This is a genomic window from Paenibacillus sp. J23TS9, assembly GCF_018403225.1.
Classification (GTDB): domain Bacteria; phylum Bacillota; class Bacilli; order Paenibacillales; family Paenibacillaceae; genus Paenibacillus_AQ.
In genome coordinates, this window is sequence record NZ_BOSG01000001.1 from 1,998,062 (window position 1) to 2,015,633 (window position 17,572).

The following is a 17,572-nucleotide window of genomic DNA, read 5'->3' on the forward strand; positions in this document are numbered from 1 at the left end:
TTTAAACCTCCAATTCCAAACCGTCATAACTAACCTCAATGCCCAGCTGCCTGAGGCGAAGATTCTCCTGAGAGTCTTCGTCAAGTATCGGATTGGTGTTATTGATGTGAATATAAATTTTACGATCTGCGGATATCTTGGCAAAGCGCTCAAGGCTGCCACCCGGACCGGAAATAGGGATATGTCCCATATCTGCCGCGACCAGCTCGGAAATGTTTAAACGCTTAAGCTCATCCGCATGCCAAAAGGTTCCGTCCATAAAAACGCAATCCGCATGTTCCAATTGTTGTTCCAGCTCTTCCGTCCATTGCTCGACTCCGGGCGCATATACGGCTGTCCCCCCCGTACTTTGATCCACGATTCGATATCCGATTACCCAAGGGGAACATGGCACAGCACCCTTATTCTCATGTAAGGAAGCGTACCGCGGAGGCTTGCTGCCTAAATAAAACGGATATACAATTACTCTTCCCCCAAAAAGTGGCAAAGATTCATCAGGCCTCGCTGCCAACCATCGAAATTTTGCATAGGGTTCGAGCATTTTCCGAATAGGAAATTGCTCTTGAAGGGCATTGAGTACGGGTGGAGCCGCGTAAACCTCCATCTCCGCAGATTCTCTCAATTGAAGTAATCCGATTGTATGATCCAGTTCCGCATCGGTAAGCAGCACTCCCAATACAGGCGTATTTCGTATCTTTAAACCCGGCTGAAGCCCGGAATGGGATTCAATCTGCGAACGCACATCCGGGGTCGCGTTAAATAAATACCAATCGTTTCCATTATCGCTCAGAGCCAGGGAATTATGCATTCGGCTGTAAAAAGAACGGTCATTCGACCGGACACGGTGGCAGTTAGGGCAGTCACAGTTCCATTGCGGAAAACCTCCTCCTGCCGCTGATCCCAGCACCCTCAAGAACATGTTCTTCCCCCCTAAAAAATAGATGCCGGATTGCTCCGGCATATGGTTAGATGACTTACTTTTGATACGCATATGCAGTAACTTCGGCGCATACTTCAATGACTTCAAACTCAGGCTTAACCCACATTCCCTCACCCCCCGGAAATCCTGCTCTCCATTTGTATAAGGAGAAAGAAACTGAGAATCATTGTTATATCCTATGTTTCTGTTTGGCGTTCTATAACAATGAACACCCGCTTCACCTGCACTAGGAGGCCAATTCGTTAGGATTGTATAAGACCTGAAGCGATGTCACACACTAACGCAAGGAATAAAATTCATACTCAAAAGGTAGGTACCCTATGAAAAGTCAAATCAAAAGCGGTTTATTGGTCGCAGGCCTGTCCTTGATGTTGGCTGTTCCAGCCTATGCGCATACAGCGGCAGAGGATGGCGGCAATGGTGGAATGGGTAACGGCATGGGAACCGCGAAAACGAACAACGGTTCTAACTATAAAGTAAACGAGGTGGGAACAGGACCAAATTATGATGTAAGCGTCTATGGAACAAGTACTGGAAGCCAATACTTGAATACGAATAATCGAATGATCAATACAGGAAGGATGGAAACAACCAACTATAACGGCAATCGTCCGGATATGCTTTCGAACACCACAGACCGTAGGCTGCACACGAATTCAACCACAACGAATCGAGGTGTCGGCAGTTGGGGATGGCTCGGTCTTCTCGGTTTATTCGGGCTTGCGGGAATGCGGAACAGAAATTCGGATCGCGAACGCAGTTAACTCATAGAAAATTTTAAATGTTTGAACGGTAGGAAAAGCCCTGACAATGCGTTATTGTCAGGGCTTTTGGATGACGGTATCCATATCATAGGTTTCTGCTACATTAATGGCGTAATATTCTTCGGGTCTTCTTCTACTGCCTCGATATAGTTAGGAGGAAGAGTGTCTCCCCCGAACAATCTGCCCTCAACGAATTTAGAGGCTGTTGTTTCAAAAAAGGCCGGCTTTTGCTCCCATACTTTTTTCGAGACCGTAAGGATGAAACTTCCATGTTTGTCCGGAATAGAAACGGAGTACGGGACGTCTTTAGGCACATTCAGTCCTACCAATACCCCGGTGTATATAGCTCCCGCTGATGTGATGCTGACCAGGGCCGGAGGTGCATCGACGAGTACCGTTCCTGTTCGTGGTAAAGTGATGTCGATCTCAACGCTCGTATTTTCAGGCATCTTAAACACTTTGCCTTTGGGCAGCGTGTATCGCTTGGTTCCGAGCGTTACCGATAAATTCGTTTCTTCATCTTCGGGCCAATAGTAAATGGAATAGCGTCCCTCCCGGTCTGTGGGAGTCGATTTTCCAAATCCCTCCCCCAAATCCCGGTCGAACCAAACAACCGCGCGCTCTACGGGTTTGCCGTCCGCATCTTTGATAACCCCGCCTATTCGGTATTTATCCACTTGGAAATAAGATACCACATCGCCCTTGGCGGGAATGATCTGCCCGTGTACTTGAACCTTTGAAGCGTCCGCAGGAAAGTCCTCAACCCTTGTCACCCGGATAGGATAATACACACTTACTGCTGCCGAGGCAGCTTGAATTTCCTTGGACATCACTTCAGTAAGGTTCTTTCCGGAAACTGTCGCTTGGTCAAGTGAAGATACTTTGACTTTAATGTCAGACAGAAGGCTCTGGTCAACGTTAAACCGGAATGATCCGTCCCGGCCAGTTACGACCTGATTTGAGCTGTTCGTTATATGCAGCATGCCATTCACGACGGGCTGATTATCTAGAAGCAGCTTTCCCTTCACAGAGGCCATATGGGATCCGTCTGCTTTCCACTGTTTAAGCGGTATATGAGGTTGTTCAATTACTAAATGTACGACATGTTTCGTCCCCGGTGGCCATGTAGGAGGCGTTAGAGAGGCCGACTGCTGAGGTTTCACCGTACAACCCGCAAGGTATGCGGCCATCAAGAGAAGAATTAACGCTTGATAAAAGAACTTCATCGATTCGTTTCTTACCCCTTTCTAACGGCTTCGCAAAATGCGGTCTGAAATGTAAACAGGGTAATGCTTGAAACAGCCTCACCCTGTCTTCCATATCTATTTTGTCTGGTGTGCGTTCGTGTCCTCAGCGGTGCCGGCTTTGCCTTGCGTTTTGTCTCCACCAAGCCCAAACACGAAAGCTTTGGGGGCTACACCGCCGGTAGTGAAAGAAATGTATTGTTTATCGTCCACCGTAAAGATCGCCGGTGCGGCTTGAACACTGTTGCCCGTTGTTTGAAACGTCCAAATCACTTTTCCTGATTTGATATCAAGTGCGTTGATTTTTCCGTCTAATTCACCATAGAAGGCTAATCCGGCTTCTGTACTCGTAAAACCCCCGCGCATCGGGTCTTTCGTCTTGACTTGATACGCCTTTTTCCCTGTGTTCACGTCCATGGCGGTGATTGTCCCGAAGGCTACGTCGTTTTTGGCCGCCAAAGTCGTCGTACCAAATGCTGCAGCTCCCGGCGCGTCAGGCGTAGACGCTTCATCCTGATTTTTCGCCGACTTCAGGAGAGCCCCCTGTTCAATGCCCGGAATCAGCACGTAATTGGTCTTGGGATCATACGTTTCGGGAGCGTAGTTCTCCCCGCCAAGCACGCCTGGATAAACGGTTACGCCTTCCGGCGTCGGTTTCGGATGATCGATCTTGGCAAAAGGAATGCCATCCCAGACCACTTTCCCTGTTTTCGCATCCCATGCAAACCATTGTCCCGACTTCCCGCCCTGAACAACGATTTTTTGTTTCTTCCCTTTTACGGTTGCATTCAGGATCATCGGCGAAGCAGCAGCATCATAATCCCAGAGGTCGTGGCTAATTTCCTGCTTCGCCCAGATCAGTTTGCCCGTTGTCGCATTGACGGCAACAACCGAGTCTGTGTAAGGGTTGTCTCCCGGCCTTGATTCGCCGTAAAAATCTGGTGCGGGGTTGCCGACCGCAAAGTACATGATTCCCGTCTCTTCGTCAATGGCCGGGGGATTCCATACTGCACCGCCGCCTTGGAACTTACTGTTTGCCAGCCAGTCCTGGCCTTTGGGAGGAACCGTCCAGAATGGCGTATCCCATGCCGGCGTCAAATCGCTTGCCTTGTAAGCATTCACGAAGCCGCGGATGCCATTATCGCCGCCACTGCTGCCGATATAGATATTCCCCTTAAAATACACGGGAGCCGTTGTCTCGTAATACCCGTTTTCCAAAGTTACTCCTTTGACGGAGTCGGAGATCGGCACCATTTTGACGAGTTTGCCTGTCTTCTGATCCAAGGATACGATTTGGTTATCCACGGTGAGCATGAATACTTTGCCTTCGCCAACGGCGACACCGCGGTTCGCAATGATCCCTGCCTTGCTGAAGTTTGCAGCTTGCTCCGCGGAAGGCTTCCAATGCCAAATCGGACCGCCCGTCACAGCATCGAAGGCGAAAACCTGATTTCCTGCTGTGGTAATGTACACCACGCCATCAACGACAACAGGGTAGCATTGGTTTCCGTTCTTCACGTCCTTGTCCAGAGCCTTAAGATCCGCGCTCCAAATCATGCCCAAATCTTTCACGTTCTCGGCAGTGACTTCTTTATAAGGCACATGGCGTGTATTTTTTAAATCAAAGCCATATGTACCAAAGTTTTTAAAAGTAGTTCCCGTGACCTTTCCTGGTTCCGCAGGTGTTGGTGTGCTCTCAGAAGGACTAGGAGTTGGGGCAGGTTCGGTTTTATTGGCATTCTTGTCCGTGCTTGTACTGCAGGCGCTTAATGCTAGACTTGTGCTCAAAATAGCAATCCCAATCTTTATGCGAGTTTTTTTCATTGGAGAAATCCCCTTTTGTAATATTCAGACACTTTTTAAGGTAATATGTCCATCATAATTAGAAAAAATTCAAAACATGTACCTTTATTACTTATTTGCGTGATCTTGGAATGTCGCAACGAGATGATCCAGCCTTCTTTATTGCGTAGATGCCCCTCTTCCTCACCGTTTGTTTGATACAATAAGCAATTCCGACAAAGGCTTTGCAAGCAGCTGCCAACGCTCGGGTATCATCTTGCTGTCGTCAATGTAGATGGAGCGTAAATATTTCGTGATATGCTTCACCTGCTCCTCAAAGAGCACCTCGCGTATTTCAGACGGGTTTACAGGCACCGTGTGGTTTCTTCTGATCTTGAATTCATCCAAAGGCAAAAACATATCCGGACTCTTTTTATATGTACAATGCTTCGGGAATCGCGGCGAGCTCCCTGAGTCATATTTGGATAACTTCACCGCTGGATAATGATCCAGCATCAGAGAATAAGCACCGAGTTCCAGAACTGCAAACATTTCTCCCGGTTCTCTGCGGGTATAGGTGTCGAGCATTTTCTGACAATCCTTCAGGGTGGGCCAAAAAAACACATGCATGTCCAGCGCTGCCCGGAATTGCTCCAAGGTCCATGCAGCATCCATCATGCTGTCCGGAATACGTAGATGAGCATTGATCGTAGCTGGATAATGGTCATAAATTACTTCCTTGGGCTCGATGCGCCGCTCTCCTGCCAAATGAGGATGAAGGGAATAACTGGACAGTAATGTATCGAAGTGCGCTAATGCCGGCAAATTGCTTACTCTCGTAAAATGGTAAAGGGATTTTCTGCTTGCGGCTGAAGTGATGGTTGTTATCACCTGTTCTCGATTAAGCATTTAATGCTCCGCTTCTTCATCATGAACCGTCTGGGACTCATAAACATGCCCTTCGTGATAATTCACGTCCACCCGAAGCGTGCTGGCGAGAGTACGGCTGATGTCGCCTCGTTCATACAAATTCTGGATTTCATTGCGCTCTGCCTGAATTGCTTTAAGTTCAAGCTCCCTTCGTTCCACGCTGAGCTTCTTGCCTGATTCACTCGTGTAAGAATCATTCACAAGCTGAAGCTCCAGACTTTGGTAATCAGCAATGATGGTTTGAATCGTATCCTGATTATCGGTTGTCTCCAATTCTTTGACCCGGTGGATTGCTGCACGGACCGCTTCAAGCTTGAGTGCTTTATAGGCACCCCATTTGGGATGGGACTTATTGAATTTTTTGTCCTTCCGTTTGAACCTGATTAACACCCGCTGCACCGTTGCCCAGCCCAAAATCAACAGCTTTTTCCACTTGAACCGGGTCGTCAGCAGCATCTCAACCTTGCTGAGAGAGGTTTGGAATTTATCTACCAGTATTGGGGAAATCCGTTCTTCCCGAAGCCATTTTTCAGCAACCTTTTTTTCCGCATATAATCCCTCCAATCTGATGTTCAAAGCCTCTTTCCAGGCATTTCCGAGTTCTGTTTTGTTTTTCAATTTTGCTAGCTGCAGTCTATAGGTATAAGAAGAGATCAGGCTCATTCCCTCCTGGGCATTCTCGTCATTCATCTCTTCACGGATTGCATTTAAACCGGCTTCCAGTACCCTTACCCGAGCGTTGCGTTCAATTTCCTCCAACACATTCGGATCCGCTTTTGTGTCGCGCGTGAGTATTGGCAGCAAGGCGCTCGCAACAATAAGCGTGATCAAAATAACACCCGAACAAATAAATAGAATTAAGCTTCTCTGCGGAAACGGGCTGCTGTCGGCAAGAGTCAACGGTATGGAAAAAGCAGCTGATAACGTCAATGCTCCGCGGACACCAGATAAGGCTGTAAGAAGAGCTGCGCGGAATTGTCGGTTTGCCGCCCACACCCATAGCAATCGCAAAAGAATCAACACTGCAGTAATCAGGACGATGTATCCGATGACTTGACCATTATTATAAGCCGGATCTTTCCACACCTCGGATATAACGCCCGGTATTTCCAGACCGAGCAATATAAAAACAAGACCATTAAGTGAAAAAAGAATAATCGACCATGTGCTGTCTGATACGATGCGCAGCCGTGCCGATCCCCTTCTCATTTTATCCCGTTCGATTGCATGCGTTACTCCGGCCGCCACTACGGCTAAAATACCGGATACATGGACTTCTTCGGCGATCCAATAGATGATAAAAGGTGTCAGTATGATGATCAGCATATGCAGGGTTACGTCCTCCATCCCTAGTCTCCGCAGCTGCATTCGGATGCCAATAACCAGAAAGCCAAGAAATGCGCCCACAATAATGCCGCCTACGGCAATGACAAGGAAGCTGCCTATCGCTTTAGGCAAGGAGAAATATCCGGTCACGGTTGCTGCAATGGCAAAATTAAAAGCGACCAAACCGGACGCGTCATTCATCAAGGCCTCGCCTTCGAGCAAACGCATAATTTTACCCGGAAGCTTCACCCTCCCTGAGAGAGAGCCGACGGCTACCGCATCCGTTGGAGATAAAATAGCCGCCAAAGCAAAGGCTGCCGACAGGGGTAACGCCGGGATCATCCAGTGAATAAACGGGCCTGCGATCAGAACGGTGGCAAAGACCAGCCCAAGTGCCAGCAGCAAAATACTGGAGCGGAGCTGCCACAACTCATCCCGCGGAGTAATCTTACCATCGTTAAAGAGCAGCGGCGCAATGAACAGCAGTAAGAACAATTCCGGATTTAATGGGATATGATGCATCCCCGGCACAAATGTCGCGATAACGCCCAGTGCAATCTGTATTAATGGAACCGGGATTACGGGCAGGAAGTGATTGACCACATTGGAAATGCCTATAAGGATAAGCAATACAAGAACCATTAAGAAGATTTCCACTAACCAATCCATCTCCTTTCATCAGCTTAATGATGGATTTATTTGCATTTATTTTGATCCGTTTCAGCCAAGATCATTCCAGATATTCCATTACCCAGCAATTTGCTGATTAGACAAAAAGAAAACCCGCTCAAGAGCGGGTTTATAATTGTGAATTTATTCTATTCCCTGGAATTTATACAACATCAAAAAGGGAGGACTCTCCCTTTCTTATATAATGCATGGTATACTCATGATTCTCACTGATTTCCAGGCAATTCAGCTGTTTACCGAACACACAGCCTCCATCGATCCCGATTTTATCCCCTATTGGACTGAACCAGATATGCTCCGAATCATGCAGATAAATCGCTGGAGTATGACCAAAAACCACCTTTTTATCCAACCCGGTAGGCTTACTGTAAAAAGGATCCCTAATCCATATAAAATCATCTTGAGGCTGCTTCTTCCAGTCTTCATATAACGGGTTAATCCCTGCATGGACAAAAATATGTGTGGCAGATTCATAATAGAAATCGAGGCTATTGATAAAATCCAAATGATGCATATATTGGCTTTTTATATATTTTTTCGCTTCATCAAATTTTTCCTTTTCCATTTCTTCACCGAAATATTCTTGCCCACAGTAACTTTCGATGGTTTGGCGAGCACCGTTTCTGATCCATCTCGCATTCATCTCTTCCGTATCTTTTATCAAGACATCATACATCATCTGGTCATGATTGCCTCGGAGGGTAATAACTCCATAATCTTCCTTTAATGCTTTAACCTTTTCAATAACTTCTCTACTATTAGCGCCTCGATCCACATAATCTCCCAGCAGTACTAATGTGTCCTCCGCAGGATCAAAATGGACTTTTTGTAAAAGCTGGTTAAACTCCCCGTAACAGCCATGAATATCACTAATCGCTAATGTTCTAATTGTAATCTCTCCCTCACATGTCGATCATTCGTCTACTATGAACCCTATAATTTAATTATAACGTCTGGCCCTGGATTTTGGGTATCTGGGAACAAAACGAATAAAAACCAACCCCTCAGAGGAGTCGGTTTTATGAATAAATTATCGAGTGTACAGCGGTTTAAACGAGAGAATCCGGTTTATTCGTGCGGCTTTTCTTCATCACGGCAAAGAGTCCAATGACGCCGTACATGGGGATGACAAAGTAAAAAGCAATCGTCAGATAAAACAGTCCGCTCGGGTTAATGTTCAATCCAAATGCAACCGCAAGTCCGATAAATAACATCGCATTCATGAGGTTTGCAATTAAAATTTCATGTTTCTTCCCGAAAATCAAAACTCCGATTAATGCAGCAGTGAACAATACAAGAATCAACGTGGTGATCATGGATAACTCCTCCTAATAACAATGATGCTTTATCATACGCTCCGATTTCGCATCGATTCACAATTTAGACACATTTAAGTTATTTCCAAGATACCACATTTAAACAAAAGTGAAAAGGCTTTCACGAAAAAATAGGTAAAGACAAACAAAATCATAGATCGATGTTTGAGTCTTTACCCAAATGACTTCCAAAATTACAATGATCCGTTAGTAAACACGTCTTCAATGGTTTTCAGATCATATCTATTTCTTATTTTGTAAAAGCGGCTTTTATCTTTGCTTTTTTCAGGATTATAAATGGTTAGAAATTTATCGTCATATAGAGTTAATAGTAATCTTCTTTCATTGCCGACATGGATCGTCATCCAGTACGACCGCTTAAACCGAATATGCGATGAGCTTGTTTCTCTTAATTTCACTTTTGAAAAGGAATCCATAATTTTTGCTATTTCCTTCTTGTCTTTTACGATGATTTCTTGATCAGTCGATGATTGCAGTCTGTTTATTTGTATGGAAGTAACTTCTTTACCTTCAATAATTCCGGTCGTTACTTCCCTTTCGAATGAAGTAAAGATCCCTACGATGTAAAAAACCGTTCCAACCAAAGCCAATATGTAAAGAATAACAAACAAAGGAATGTATTTATCGTATTTTTTCATATCTACCTCCTGTAATGTTCCGAATTCTCAAAAGAAAACACCCTGAAGGAACGGATTACCCCCCTTTCCTCCGGATGCTCGATACTTGAAAATTGAAAAAGCAATCTATCTTGAACTATTTGAAAAATCCTCCCATCAAAGGCATGATCGTTCTCATCACATTCATTCCAATACGAATATGCGGGATCATTTGTCCAATGAAACCAAACATCCCTCTCCCATTACCGCCATTGCTGCCGCCCGCTCTTACGGCTCCCGGACGGGCCGCACGGGAAGAACCACCAAAGAATAACGAACTTAACAGGCCAGAGACTTGAGCTTTGTCCCCGCTACGCATGATTGCATCCGTCATCTTTGGGTCCGCCCGAAATCCGGATAAAGTCACACCATGCTGGTCTATCCCGCTCATCGTCCCTACATAATAGCTGCCATCTTTCAGTACCACCAGAACCGGTTGTCCCAACCACTTCGCTGATGATTTCTTTTTGCTTATCTTCTTTTTCGCAGGCATCCTTTTCACCTCAGAATTCATTTTATAAATAATAATGTATTCTGGTACGAGTGATATGCTTGTGCCTTTTGTCCATATATTATTCCAAGTAGGTTCTAATTCTCTACAGCATGCGTTTTTCCTTGTTTTTATGGTGTTTTATGAAATAGACTTCCTATCAAATATAAGGTAGAGTTAGGAGAACTCAATATATACAAGGTGTAGCTGCTTGGTATAACAACATCTTGATTTTTGAGTATTCGTCCATCATGGACATAAAAGGAGCATCTGCTTTATGCCGATCAAGATTATTACCGACAGCGGTTCCGACCTGCCCCTTGAGTATATTGAGAAATTCAATATTTCCATCGTTAAGCTTGCGGTGCATTTTCACAATGAAAAGATGCATGATGATATGGAAGCCTGCGAGTTTTATTCCAAAATGAAAGAATCCAAAGACCTGCCAACTACAGCTAGCCCGAGTCCAATGCAGTTTCTTGAGAAATTCAAGGAAGTTGAAGCAGGAACTAATATCCTTGTCATCAGCATGTCGTCCAATATAAGCAGTACGTATCAGGCGGCCATGATCGCAAAGGAAATGTATGAGGAAGAAGGTCATGCCGGCCGTGTTGAGGTTGTTGACTCCAAAACTTTCTCCGGCGGACTCTCTCTGCTTGTAGCCCTGGCCGCTAAGTGGTCCCAAACCAGCACATGTATACATGAATTAAAAGATAAAGTTCATAAACAGGTAAAGGATATAAGCGCGTTCTTCACACTGGATACATTGGAGAATGTAATCAAGGGTGGACGTCTAAGCCGTCTGTCCGGAGCGGTTGCTTCCGTACTCAATATTAAACTGTTGCTAAAAATCAGTGAAGATGGAACGGTTGAAGTCATTGAGAAAAATCGGGGATTCCAAAAAGCTTTATCCAGTATTATGGCACGGCTGGAAGATAAACAGCATGACTATGAAAAGGGTATCCTTGCGATCGTGCACAGTAACTGTGAGAAGCGTGCACTCGAATTCAAGGAGCGAATCCTGGAAAAACATCCGTTTAAAGAGATCCTCTTCTCCAACATGGGTCCAATCATGGGCGTGTACGCAGGCGAGGGTGGAATCGGAGTAGCCTTTTAAATAACGATCAACCCTGATATCAAAAAAGCTGACCGCGGTAAATTCCGTGATCAGCTTTTTATAGTTCCGCGATGAATTCATTCCCGCTGCAGCCATTCCGTTAAAAATGATGAATATTTCCCTGCTCAGCATCCCGAACCTTGATGATGTATTATATTTCATGCAGCCAAACGCGCATTTCTCCCTTTTCCCTGTTGCACCATGCATAATAAGGAATTGCCGTGATGGTCTGTGGACTCAGCTTGGGCGCATCGGTCGTATATAATGCAGCTACAGGCTGCACCCGATAACCCTCAGTCGTGATTTTTACAATCCCATTCAAGAGATGTTCATCATAGTCAGCCTTCATATCGCTATCCTGGGGCAGCCGAAGAGCTGCCAAGTTGGCTCCGTTATCCGCCTCTTCCACACAATATACAATCGGACCGCGCTGTAAGGCGATCTGCCCCTGATTCATGGACACCAGCGGATTACTTCTTAGACGTTCCACTGGCATGGGCAATTCGATCGAAACGATATCATCATCATTCCATGTCCGGTGAATATACAGATACCCCTTCTCCAGATGTTCAAGCGAAGCCTCTTCCCCATTGATCTTAACCCTAGCATTCTTGCACCAGCCAGGAATCCGTAAGGCAAGATTAAACTTCACAGCGTCCTTGGTATGGATCCCGAACTCAATGCTTCCATCCCATGGATACTGATGAGCCTGGGAAATTTCAATCTCGGTACCGGAGAGGGATGTTTTCATTTTCCCTGCGATATACAAATGCGCAAACAAGGTATCCTCGGTTTGGCTGTACACATGATCTTCGACGGAAGCAATCATCCGCGCCAGATTAGGCGGGCAGCATGCACAGAAAAACCATTTTTGACGCTCCGTTTTGACATGTTCCTGATCTTTTCTGGCCTTTTGATAAGGATTCACTTCCAAAGGATTGACGTAAAAGAATCTTTTCCCGTCCAAATCCATGCCGCTTAAGGTGCCATTGTAAAGGGCGCGCTCCAGGACATCCGCATATTGACGATCCGGCTCCAAACGCAGCATCCGGCTTGCCCAGAAAGCCAGGCCCACAGTAGCGCAGGTCTCGCAGTACATGCTGTCATTAGGCAAATCGTGATTGCATGTGAAAGCCTCCCCGTTAACAGCCGAACCGATCCCAGCCGTAATATACATTTTATGCTCCGTTACATCATTCCAGAGAAGCTCGCAGGTTTTCTGGAGCTCGGGATCTCCGGTTTTTGCTGCCAGATCGGCCATAGCAGTATACAAATACATCGCTCGTACCGCATGCCCTACGGCTTCTGTCTGTTCCCTCACCGGTTGATGCGCTTGTTGGTATTCGAAACCCAGTCCAAAATTCACATGATTCTCGTCATTCCATGTTGGTGCGGAGACCCTCTGCTTCCTATTTTCGTTTTCTTCCACAAAATAGACCGGATGCTGCCCGCGTTGATCAATAAAGTACCGGGCCAATTTCAAATACGGTTCTTTTCCGGTTACTTCATACAATTTAGCGAGAGCAAGTTCAATCTCTTCATGTCCGGGATATCCTTTTAACTTTTCCTCTTCTGGGCCAAATACGCTGTCAATTAAAGCTGCATACTTCTCAACGATGTCCAGTAATTCTGATTTGCCGGTCGTTTCATAATACGCCACAGCCGCTTCAATGAAATGACCTGCGCAGTATAGCTCGTGGTTATCCCGAAGGTTCGTCCACCGGTTATCCGGTTCTTGTAACAAATAATAGGTGTTTAAGTATCCGTCCTCCGCTTGGGCACGGCCGATTAATGCGATCAGCTCATCTGCCTGCTTTTCCAATAATGGATCTGGGTGATCCCTTAAGCTGTAAGATACGGTTTCCAGCCATTTTGCTACATCACTGTCCTGAAACACGGTACCATAGTATCCCCCGCTGGACTCGCCGGCGGCAATCCTGAAATTTTCAATCGCATGACTTGGTTCGGTATACGGCAATTCATCATTTAATGCCTTCCATTGATATGGAATAACCTCTTCTGCGACGATATCCTTATATTTCTTCCAAAAATGATCTTCTACGATTGTATGCTTGACTGGCTTAATTATTTTCATTAAAGCAACCATCCCTTTCAAATTTTGTATAACGCTTTCATTTCCTCGCCATTAACGGTAAAGTAAAATATAATCTTGCTGTGACGGTCATTATCCTTGTTATGGTGATCATTTTAGCAGATCATTTTTTTAGTAGAAATCACTTTATCAAACCAATAGTTGTACAATTTCACACAAAAGGGGATGCAATATGAAAACATCCGGTTATCTTTCATTTCTTGTTCCTCCCTTCCCATATTTCATTGAAGGAAACATCACAACATATCAAAATGGCGACTTTCACCCGGATCGGTTCAAACTGGGATATTTTGATGTAATCATCGTTAAAAAGGGGATATTGTTTTTAGGCGAAGAGGATCAGCAGTGGGAAATATCAGAGAATCATGCGTTGATTCTTGAACCGGACAAGCATCATTTTTCGATTGAAGCTTGCACAGAAGAAACATCCTTTTATTGGTTTCATTTTCAAACACATAATCGTTGGAAGGCTCAGTTGGAACCTACTTCAATGACGGGAAACTCATCTATTCCAAAGCTTCATTTTCATATCGAGAACACAACTGTTCATTTGCCCAAATTTCAGCGGGTTGCTTACCCGAATGAGTTATTCAGGATCCTAGACTTATTAATGGCGTCCACACTAAAGCCTAGTAAGCTTGCATTATGGGATACGCAGCAGACATTTATGCAGGTTATCCAAAGTCTTGAATGGGGCCAGAACCAGAAGGACAGCCCCACCCAATTGGCAGAACAGGTTGAAATCTATCTGAGGCAAAATTTTAGCAGCTCGATTACCAACCATGATCTGGCCACTCATTTTCATGTGCATGAGAATTATTTGGCGAGATGCATGAAAGCCACCTTTAACTGCACGCCGCTGGAGTATTTATTGCAGTATCGGCTAGTTCAGGGACGAAGCCTCTTAATCCGAACGGATGCTTCCGTCCAGCGGATTACGGAAGACATCGGCTTTTCTAAGGTCAGCTATTTTTCGAGATGCTTCAAGCATAAATTCGGTTTATCGCCTCAGAATTACCGGAAGCAGTACCGGATGCCATCAGATCATAATGGATCACAATAAAAAACCCATTACATAGGTAATGGGTTTTTGACTTTAATCCAAAACGCCAAACGGTAAATGTTGCGGCATCGGCATCGGCCGTTCGCATGTGCTCTTCATCATATAATATCGGTCTTGCTCGGAAGAGTCATGGAAAGCATGCATCGCTTCAAGTACGTGATAACCAAGCTCACCATTTACGCGGTTGATCCTGCTGCCATTCAGCGCATAAACCATGTCGAGAACGCCAATCCCCCGAGAGTTTGCCGTATACCCGTGAGAAAGAGGTATCTCCTTCCAGTCCGGAGAGTCATGACGCTTAAGCAGCACAGGGCCTCCAAAGGTATTCGGATCCGGAACATTAATCGTTCCCTGGCTTCCATATATCTCAATCCACGGCAGATGACTGTCACCAAATACATCAAAGGAGGTGATCATGGTTCCCACGACGCCGCTGTGAAAATCAAGAACCCCTGCCACATGGGTTGGTGTATCCACAGGTATGATCTGGCCGAACTTTTTCTTGCTTGTAATCGTCCGTTCCGGATAGGATATTTTCGCCATACCCGCCACGCGCTTAATAGGGCCTAGCATGGCAATTAAAGCAGTCAGATAATACGGCCCCATATCAAACAGCGGTCCCCCGCCCTTGGCATAATAAAACTCTGGATCCGGATGCCAGTGCTCATGTCCCCGGGACATCATAAAGGCGGTTGCAGCGACTGGCGTGCCAATCCACCCGTCCTCGATCAGTTTGATGCAGGTCTGGATTCCACCGCCGAGAAATGTGTCCGGAGCGCTGCCCACAAGCAGACCCTTCTCCTTCGCTTTGGCAAGGATTGCTTGACCTTCTTCCCGCGTAACCGCAAGCGGCTTTTCAACGTAGACATGTTTTCCTGCCTCTAATACTTCAAGGCAAACCTGACTATGCGCAGCGGGAATGGTAAGATTCACGACCAGCTCAATTTGCGGATCCGCGAGCAGTTCGGCTACCGTGCAGCCTTTGGGAATCCCGAACTCTTCAGCTCTTGCCTGTGCCCGATTAAGATCCAGGTCGGCACAAGCGGTAACATGGACTGCACTAAACATCCTCAGATTTTCAAAATAAATTCCGCTGATATTCCCACAACCGATAATGCCTATATTTACTTTTCTCATGTACACGGACTCTCCAATCTATGTAGTCTAGACCTGACTATCCTGCATTCCGGTATAAACGCCTTCCGAGTTCTGATTCACAGACTTTGATTTGCCTTCGGCAGCCCACAGCAGACCTCTGCGCATGATCTCCTTCACCGGAGAGAGCTCGATAACGTCCGCCTGATGCCCGAGTGAGCAATAGAACACCCGACCAACGCCCCACCTCTTCGTCCAGACGACCGGCATATCAACGGCTTTATTGAGTATATGAGGACCATCAGCAACCGGAAAACGGGTCGTAGCCAGCACTTCGACTGCTGGATCAATATGAAGATAATATTGCTCAGTGGACACATCAAAATCCTGAATGCCTTCCATTAGTGGGCTCGATGTATTAACGACATTAATGCGATGCGGTGTTCCGTCATTCCCGGGATGAGCCACCCAATTTCCACCCGTCATAAACTGCCAATCGACATTATTGCGGAAAGCATCGCACATACCGCCATGACAACCAGCCAAGCCAACGCCGCTTTGTACGGCTGCCGACACATTATTAACCCGGTCCTGACTGATTTCATCCATGGTCCAGATCGGAACAATCAAGTCAAGAGATTTCAGCTTTTCCGCATCATCAAAAGCCGCGAGGTTATCTGCCACCTCCACTGAATAACCCTCATTTTCCAATATCCCGCGGAATATCGCTGAGACTTCCTCGGGTTGGTGCCCGAGCCAGCCTCCCCAGACGATCAATGCCTTCTTCATAGGATGGACATCTCCTTCACATTCAAATATTGTTGTACCTTACAGCTCTTTCGTTTGTACCCAGCGTCTTTCGGCTATCGATAATTCCACGGCTTCAAGCACCTGCTGGCATTTCACGCCATCGGCGAAGTTAGGGACAGGCTGACGATCTTCTTCAATGGCCTGCAGCAGCTCAACCGTTTCATGGATGAACGTATGTTCAAAACCAATCGTATGACCTGGAGGCCACCAGGCTTCGGCGTAAGCATGCGCGGGATCCGTAGCGAGAATACGGCGAAAACCCTGAACATCTTCAGCATCATCCGTAAAATATACCTGCAGCTCGTTCATTCGCTCGAAATCAAATTTCACACTGCCCTTACTTCCATTGATCTCAAAGGAATTCGTACAGCGATGACCTGCCGCGAAGCGTGTTGCCTCGAAGCTGCCCAAGGCTCCATTCTCAAAGCGGGCGAGGAACATCGTTGCATCGTCCACGGTAACTTCACCTTTTTCATTACTTTGGCTTCCTTTGGCACTGAGTCCGCTCATCGAACCCGGAAGCGGCCGTTCTTTAATAAAGGTCTCACTCATTCCTATCACTTCTTCGATATCACCGATGAGATAATGAGCCAAATCGATGGTATGTGCACCCAAGTCACCATGTGAACCTGATCCGGCTACATCCTTCTGCAAGCGCCATACAAGCGGAAAATCCGGATCCAAAATCCAGTCCTGCAAAAACCAGCCGCGAAAATGATAGATCTGTCCAAGACGGCCTTCCTGGATCAGTTTCCGGGCGAGCTGTACGGCAGGAGCGAATCGGTAATTGAATCCAACCATATGCTTCACGCCCGCCGCTTCTGCAGCTTCCAGCATTTCGCGCGAATCCTTTAAAGACAGCGCGAGCGGCTTCTCACAAAACAGGTGCTTCCCTGCTTTCGCAGCTGCCAGCGTAATCTCTTTATGCATATCACTAGGTGCATTGATATCAATAAGATCAATGTCTTCACGTTGCACGAGCTCTTTCCAGTCGGTCACATATTCATTCCACCCGAACTGCTTGGCAGCCTTGGATACGCCATCTGCATCACGCCCGCAAACGGCCTGCATCACTGGCTGAATTGTATTTGGAAAAAACATCGGAATATCCCGGTACGCATGACTATGTGCTTTCCCCATAAATTTGTATCCTACCATTCCCACATGAATCTGCTTCATTGAATTCCGTCCTCCTTTTCATTTACAACTCTATGA

17 protein-coding genes are annotated in these 17,572 nt (G+C 46.1%); 3 read left to right on the forward strand and 14 right to left on the reverse strand.

Annotated features, from left to right (window positions below; genetic code table 11):
• Nucleotide 1 precedes the first annotated feature (1 nt).
• Both pqqB and pqqA read right to left on the reverse strand, forming a co-directional pair.
• Nucleotides 2-919, reverse strand: coding sequence for a pyrroloquinoline quinone biosynthesis protein PqqB (pqqB, locus tag KJS65_RS09420; protein ID WP_213649593.1), 918 nt, complete (start codon nucleotides 917-919; stop codon nucleotides 2-4).
• A 55-nt stretch (nucleotides 920-974) separates the two neighbouring features.
• Nucleotides 975-1,046, reverse strand: a complete 72-nt coding sequence (gene pqqA, locus KJS65_RS30255; protein WP_136606915.1) for a pyrroloquinoline quinone precursor peptide PqqA — start codon at nucleotides 1,044-1,046, stop codon at nucleotides 975-977.
• Nucleotides 1,047-1,260: 214 nt separating this feature from the next.
• Here pqqA and KJS65_RS09430 point away from each other — a divergent pair, with 214 nt between their 5' ends.
• Complete coding sequence (locus tag KJS65_RS09430) at nucleotides 1,261-1,704, forward strand: WGxxGxxG family protein (protein WP_213649594.1); 444 nt, start codon at nucleotides 1,261-1,263, stop codon at nucleotides 1,702-1,704.
• Between the two features lie 98 nt (nucleotides 1,705-1,802).
• On the opposite strand, the gene KJS65_RS09435 is transcribed toward KJS65_RS09430, so the two are convergent.
• The 8 genes from KJS65_RS09435 to KJS65_RS09470 form a co-directional block, all read right to left on the reverse strand.
• Nucleotides 1,803-2,741: a carboxypeptidase-like regulatory domain-containing protein gene (locus KJS65_RS09435; protein WP_213649595.1), complete on the reverse strand. Its 939-nt coding sequence runs from the start codon at nucleotides 2,739-2,741 to the stop codon at nucleotides 1,803-1,805.
• Nucleotides 2,742-3,026: 285 nt separating this feature from the next.
• On the reverse strand, nucleotides 3,027-4,772 hold the full coding sequence (locus tag KJS65_RS09440) for an outer membrane protein assembly factor BamB family protein (protein WP_213649596.1): 1,746 nt from the start codon (nucleotides 4,770-4,772) through the stop codon (nucleotides 3,027-3,029).
• A gap of 162 nt (nucleotides 4,773-4,934) precedes the next feature.
• The gene (locus tag KJS65_RS09445) at nucleotides 4,935-5,639 is read right to left on the reverse strand and encodes a DUF7002 family protein (RefSeq protein WP_213649597.1); all 705 of its coding nucleotides are present in this window, start codon (nucleotides 5,637-5,639) and stop codon (nucleotides 4,935-4,937) included.
• A complete protein-coding gene (locus KJS65_RS09450; RefSeq protein WP_213649598.1) occupies nucleotides 5,640-7,643 on the reverse strand; it encodes a Na+/H+ antiporter in 2,004 nt (667 codons plus the stop codon). It lies immediately after the preceding gene.
• A 175-nt stretch (nucleotides 7,644-7,818) separates the two neighbouring features.
• Nucleotides 7,819-8,571: a metallophosphoesterase family protein gene (locus tag KJS65_RS09455; RefSeq protein WP_244864571.1), complete on the reverse strand. Its 753-nt coding sequence runs from the start codon at nucleotides 8,569-8,571 to the stop codon at nucleotides 7,819-7,821.
• A 154-nt stretch (nucleotides 8,572-8,725) separates the two neighbouring features.
• Complete coding sequence (locus KJS65_RS09460; RefSeq protein ID WP_213649599.1) at nucleotides 8,726-8,992, reverse strand: hypothetical protein; 267 nt, start codon at nucleotides 8,990-8,992, stop codon at nucleotides 8,726-8,728.
• A 194-nt stretch (nucleotides 8,993-9,186) separates the two neighbouring features.
• Nucleotides 9,187-9,651 (reverse strand): DUF5301 domain-containing protein, encoded by a 465-nt coding sequence (locus KJS65_RS09465; protein WP_213649600.1) that lies wholly within the window; start codon nucleotides 9,649-9,651, stop codon nucleotides 9,187-9,189.
• A 115-nt stretch (nucleotides 9,652-9,766) separates the two neighbouring features.
• Nucleotides 9,767-10,162, reverse strand: coding sequence for an LSm family protein (locus KJS65_RS09470; protein WP_213649601.1), 396 nt, complete (start codon nucleotides 10,160-10,162; stop codon nucleotides 9,767-9,769).
• A 274-nt stretch (nucleotides 10,163-10,436) separates the two neighbouring features.
• Here KJS65_RS09470 and KJS65_RS09475 point away from each other — a divergent pair, with 274 nt between their 5' ends.
• On the forward strand, nucleotides 10,437-11,276 hold the full coding sequence (locus KJS65_RS09475) for a DegV family protein (RefSeq protein ID WP_213649602.1): 840 nt from the start codon (nucleotides 10,437-10,439) through the stop codon (nucleotides 11,274-11,276).
• A gap of 151 nt (nucleotides 11,277-11,427) precedes the next feature.
• Here KJS65_RS09475 and KJS65_RS09480 read toward each other — a convergent pair whose 3' ends face one another.
• A complete protein-coding gene (locus KJS65_RS09480; RefSeq protein WP_213649603.1) occupies nucleotides 11,428-13,371 on the reverse strand; it encodes a glycoside hydrolase family 127 protein in 1,944 nt (647 codons plus the stop codon).
• A gap of 190 nt (nucleotides 13,372-13,561) precedes the next feature.
• Here KJS65_RS09480 and KJS65_RS09485 point away from each other — a divergent pair, with 190 nt between their 5' ends.
• Nucleotides 13,562-14,452, forward strand: a complete 891-nt coding sequence (locus tag KJS65_RS09485; RefSeq protein WP_213649604.1) for a helix-turn-helix domain-containing protein — start codon at nucleotides 13,562-13,564, stop codon at nucleotides 14,450-14,452.
• 33 nt (nucleotides 14,453-14,485) lie between these two features.
• Here KJS65_RS09485 and KJS65_RS09490 read toward each other — a convergent pair whose 3' ends face one another.
• Genes KJS65_RS09490 through KJS65_RS09500 form a run of 3 tightly spaced genes read right to left on the reverse strand, consistent with a single transcriptional unit; the run spans nucleotide 14,486 to nucleotide 17,536 of the window.
• On the reverse strand, nucleotides 14,486-15,589 hold the full coding sequence (locus KJS65_RS09490; RefSeq protein WP_213649605.1) for a Gfo/Idh/MocA family protein: 1,104 nt from the start codon (nucleotides 15,587-15,589) through the stop codon (nucleotides 14,486-14,488).
• 27 nt (nucleotides 15,590-15,616) lie between these two features.
• On the reverse strand, nucleotides 15,617-16,336 hold the full coding sequence (locus KJS65_RS09495; RefSeq protein ID WP_213649606.1) for a ThuA domain-containing protein: 720 nt from the start codon (nucleotides 16,334-16,336) through the stop codon (nucleotides 15,617-15,619).
• 39 nt (nucleotides 16,337-16,375) lie between these two features.
• Nucleotides 16,376-17,536, reverse strand: a complete 1,161-nt coding sequence (locus KJS65_RS09500; RefSeq protein WP_213649607.1) for a Gfo/Idh/MocA family protein — start codon at nucleotides 17,534-17,536, stop codon at nucleotides 16,376-16,378.
• Nucleotides 17,537-17,572 lie beyond the last annotated feature (36 nt).

Coding starts and splice junctions, on each gene's coding strand:
- KJS65_RS09500 (WP_213649607.1), bottom strand. CDS start 17,536: ATGAAGCAGATTCATGTGGGAATGGTAGGATACAAATTTATGGGGAAA.
- KJS65_RS09460 (WP_213649599.1), bottom strand. CDS start 8,992: ATGATCACCACGTTGATTCTTGTATTGTTCACTGCTGCATTAATCGGA.
- KJS65_RS09465 (WP_213649600.1), bottom strand. CDS start 9,651: ATGAAAAAATACGATAAATACATTCCTTTGTTTGTTATTCTTTACATA.
- KJS65_RS09435 (WP_213649595.1), bottom strand. CDS start 2,741: ATGGCCTCTGTGAAGGGAAAGCTGCTTCTAGATAATCAGCCCGTCGTG.
- KJS65_RS09485 (WP_213649604.1), top strand. CDS start 13,562: ATGAAAACATCCGGTTATCTTTCATTTCTTGTTCCTCCCTTCCCATAT.
- KJS65_RS09495 (WP_213649606.1), bottom strand. CDS start 16,336: ATGAAGAAGGCATTGATCGTCTGGGGAGGCTGGCTCGGGCACCAACCC.
- KJS65_RS09475 (WP_213649602.1), top strand. CDS start 10,437: ATGCCGATCAAGATTATTACCGACAGCGGTTCCGACCTGCCCCTTGAG.
- KJS65_RS09430 (WP_213649594.1), top strand. CDS start 1,261: ATGAAAAGTCAAATCAAAAGCGGTTTATTGGTCGCAGGCCTGTCCTTG.
- KJS65_RS09445 (WP_213649597.1), bottom strand. CDS start 5,639: ATGCTTAATCGAGAACAGGTGATAACAACCATCACTTCAGCCGCAAGC.
- KJS65_RS09480 (WP_213649603.1), bottom strand. CDS start 13,371: ATGAAAATAATTAAGCCAGTCAAGCATACAATCGTAGAAGATCATTTT.
- KJS65_RS09440 (WP_213649596.1), bottom strand. CDS start 4,772: ATGAAAAAAACTCGCATAAAGATTGGGATTGCTATTTTGAGCACAAGT.
- pqqB (WP_213649593.1), bottom strand. CDS start 919: ATGTTCTTGAGGGTGCTGGGATCAGCGGCAGGAGGAGGTTTTCCGCAA.
- KJS65_RS09490 (WP_213649605.1), bottom strand. CDS start 15,589: ATGAGAAAAGTAAATATAGGCATTATCGGTTGTGGGAATATCAGCGGA.
- KJS65_RS09470 (WP_213649601.1), bottom strand. CDS start 10,162: ATGCCTGCGAAAAAGAAGATAAGCAAAAAGAAATCATCAGCGAAGTGG.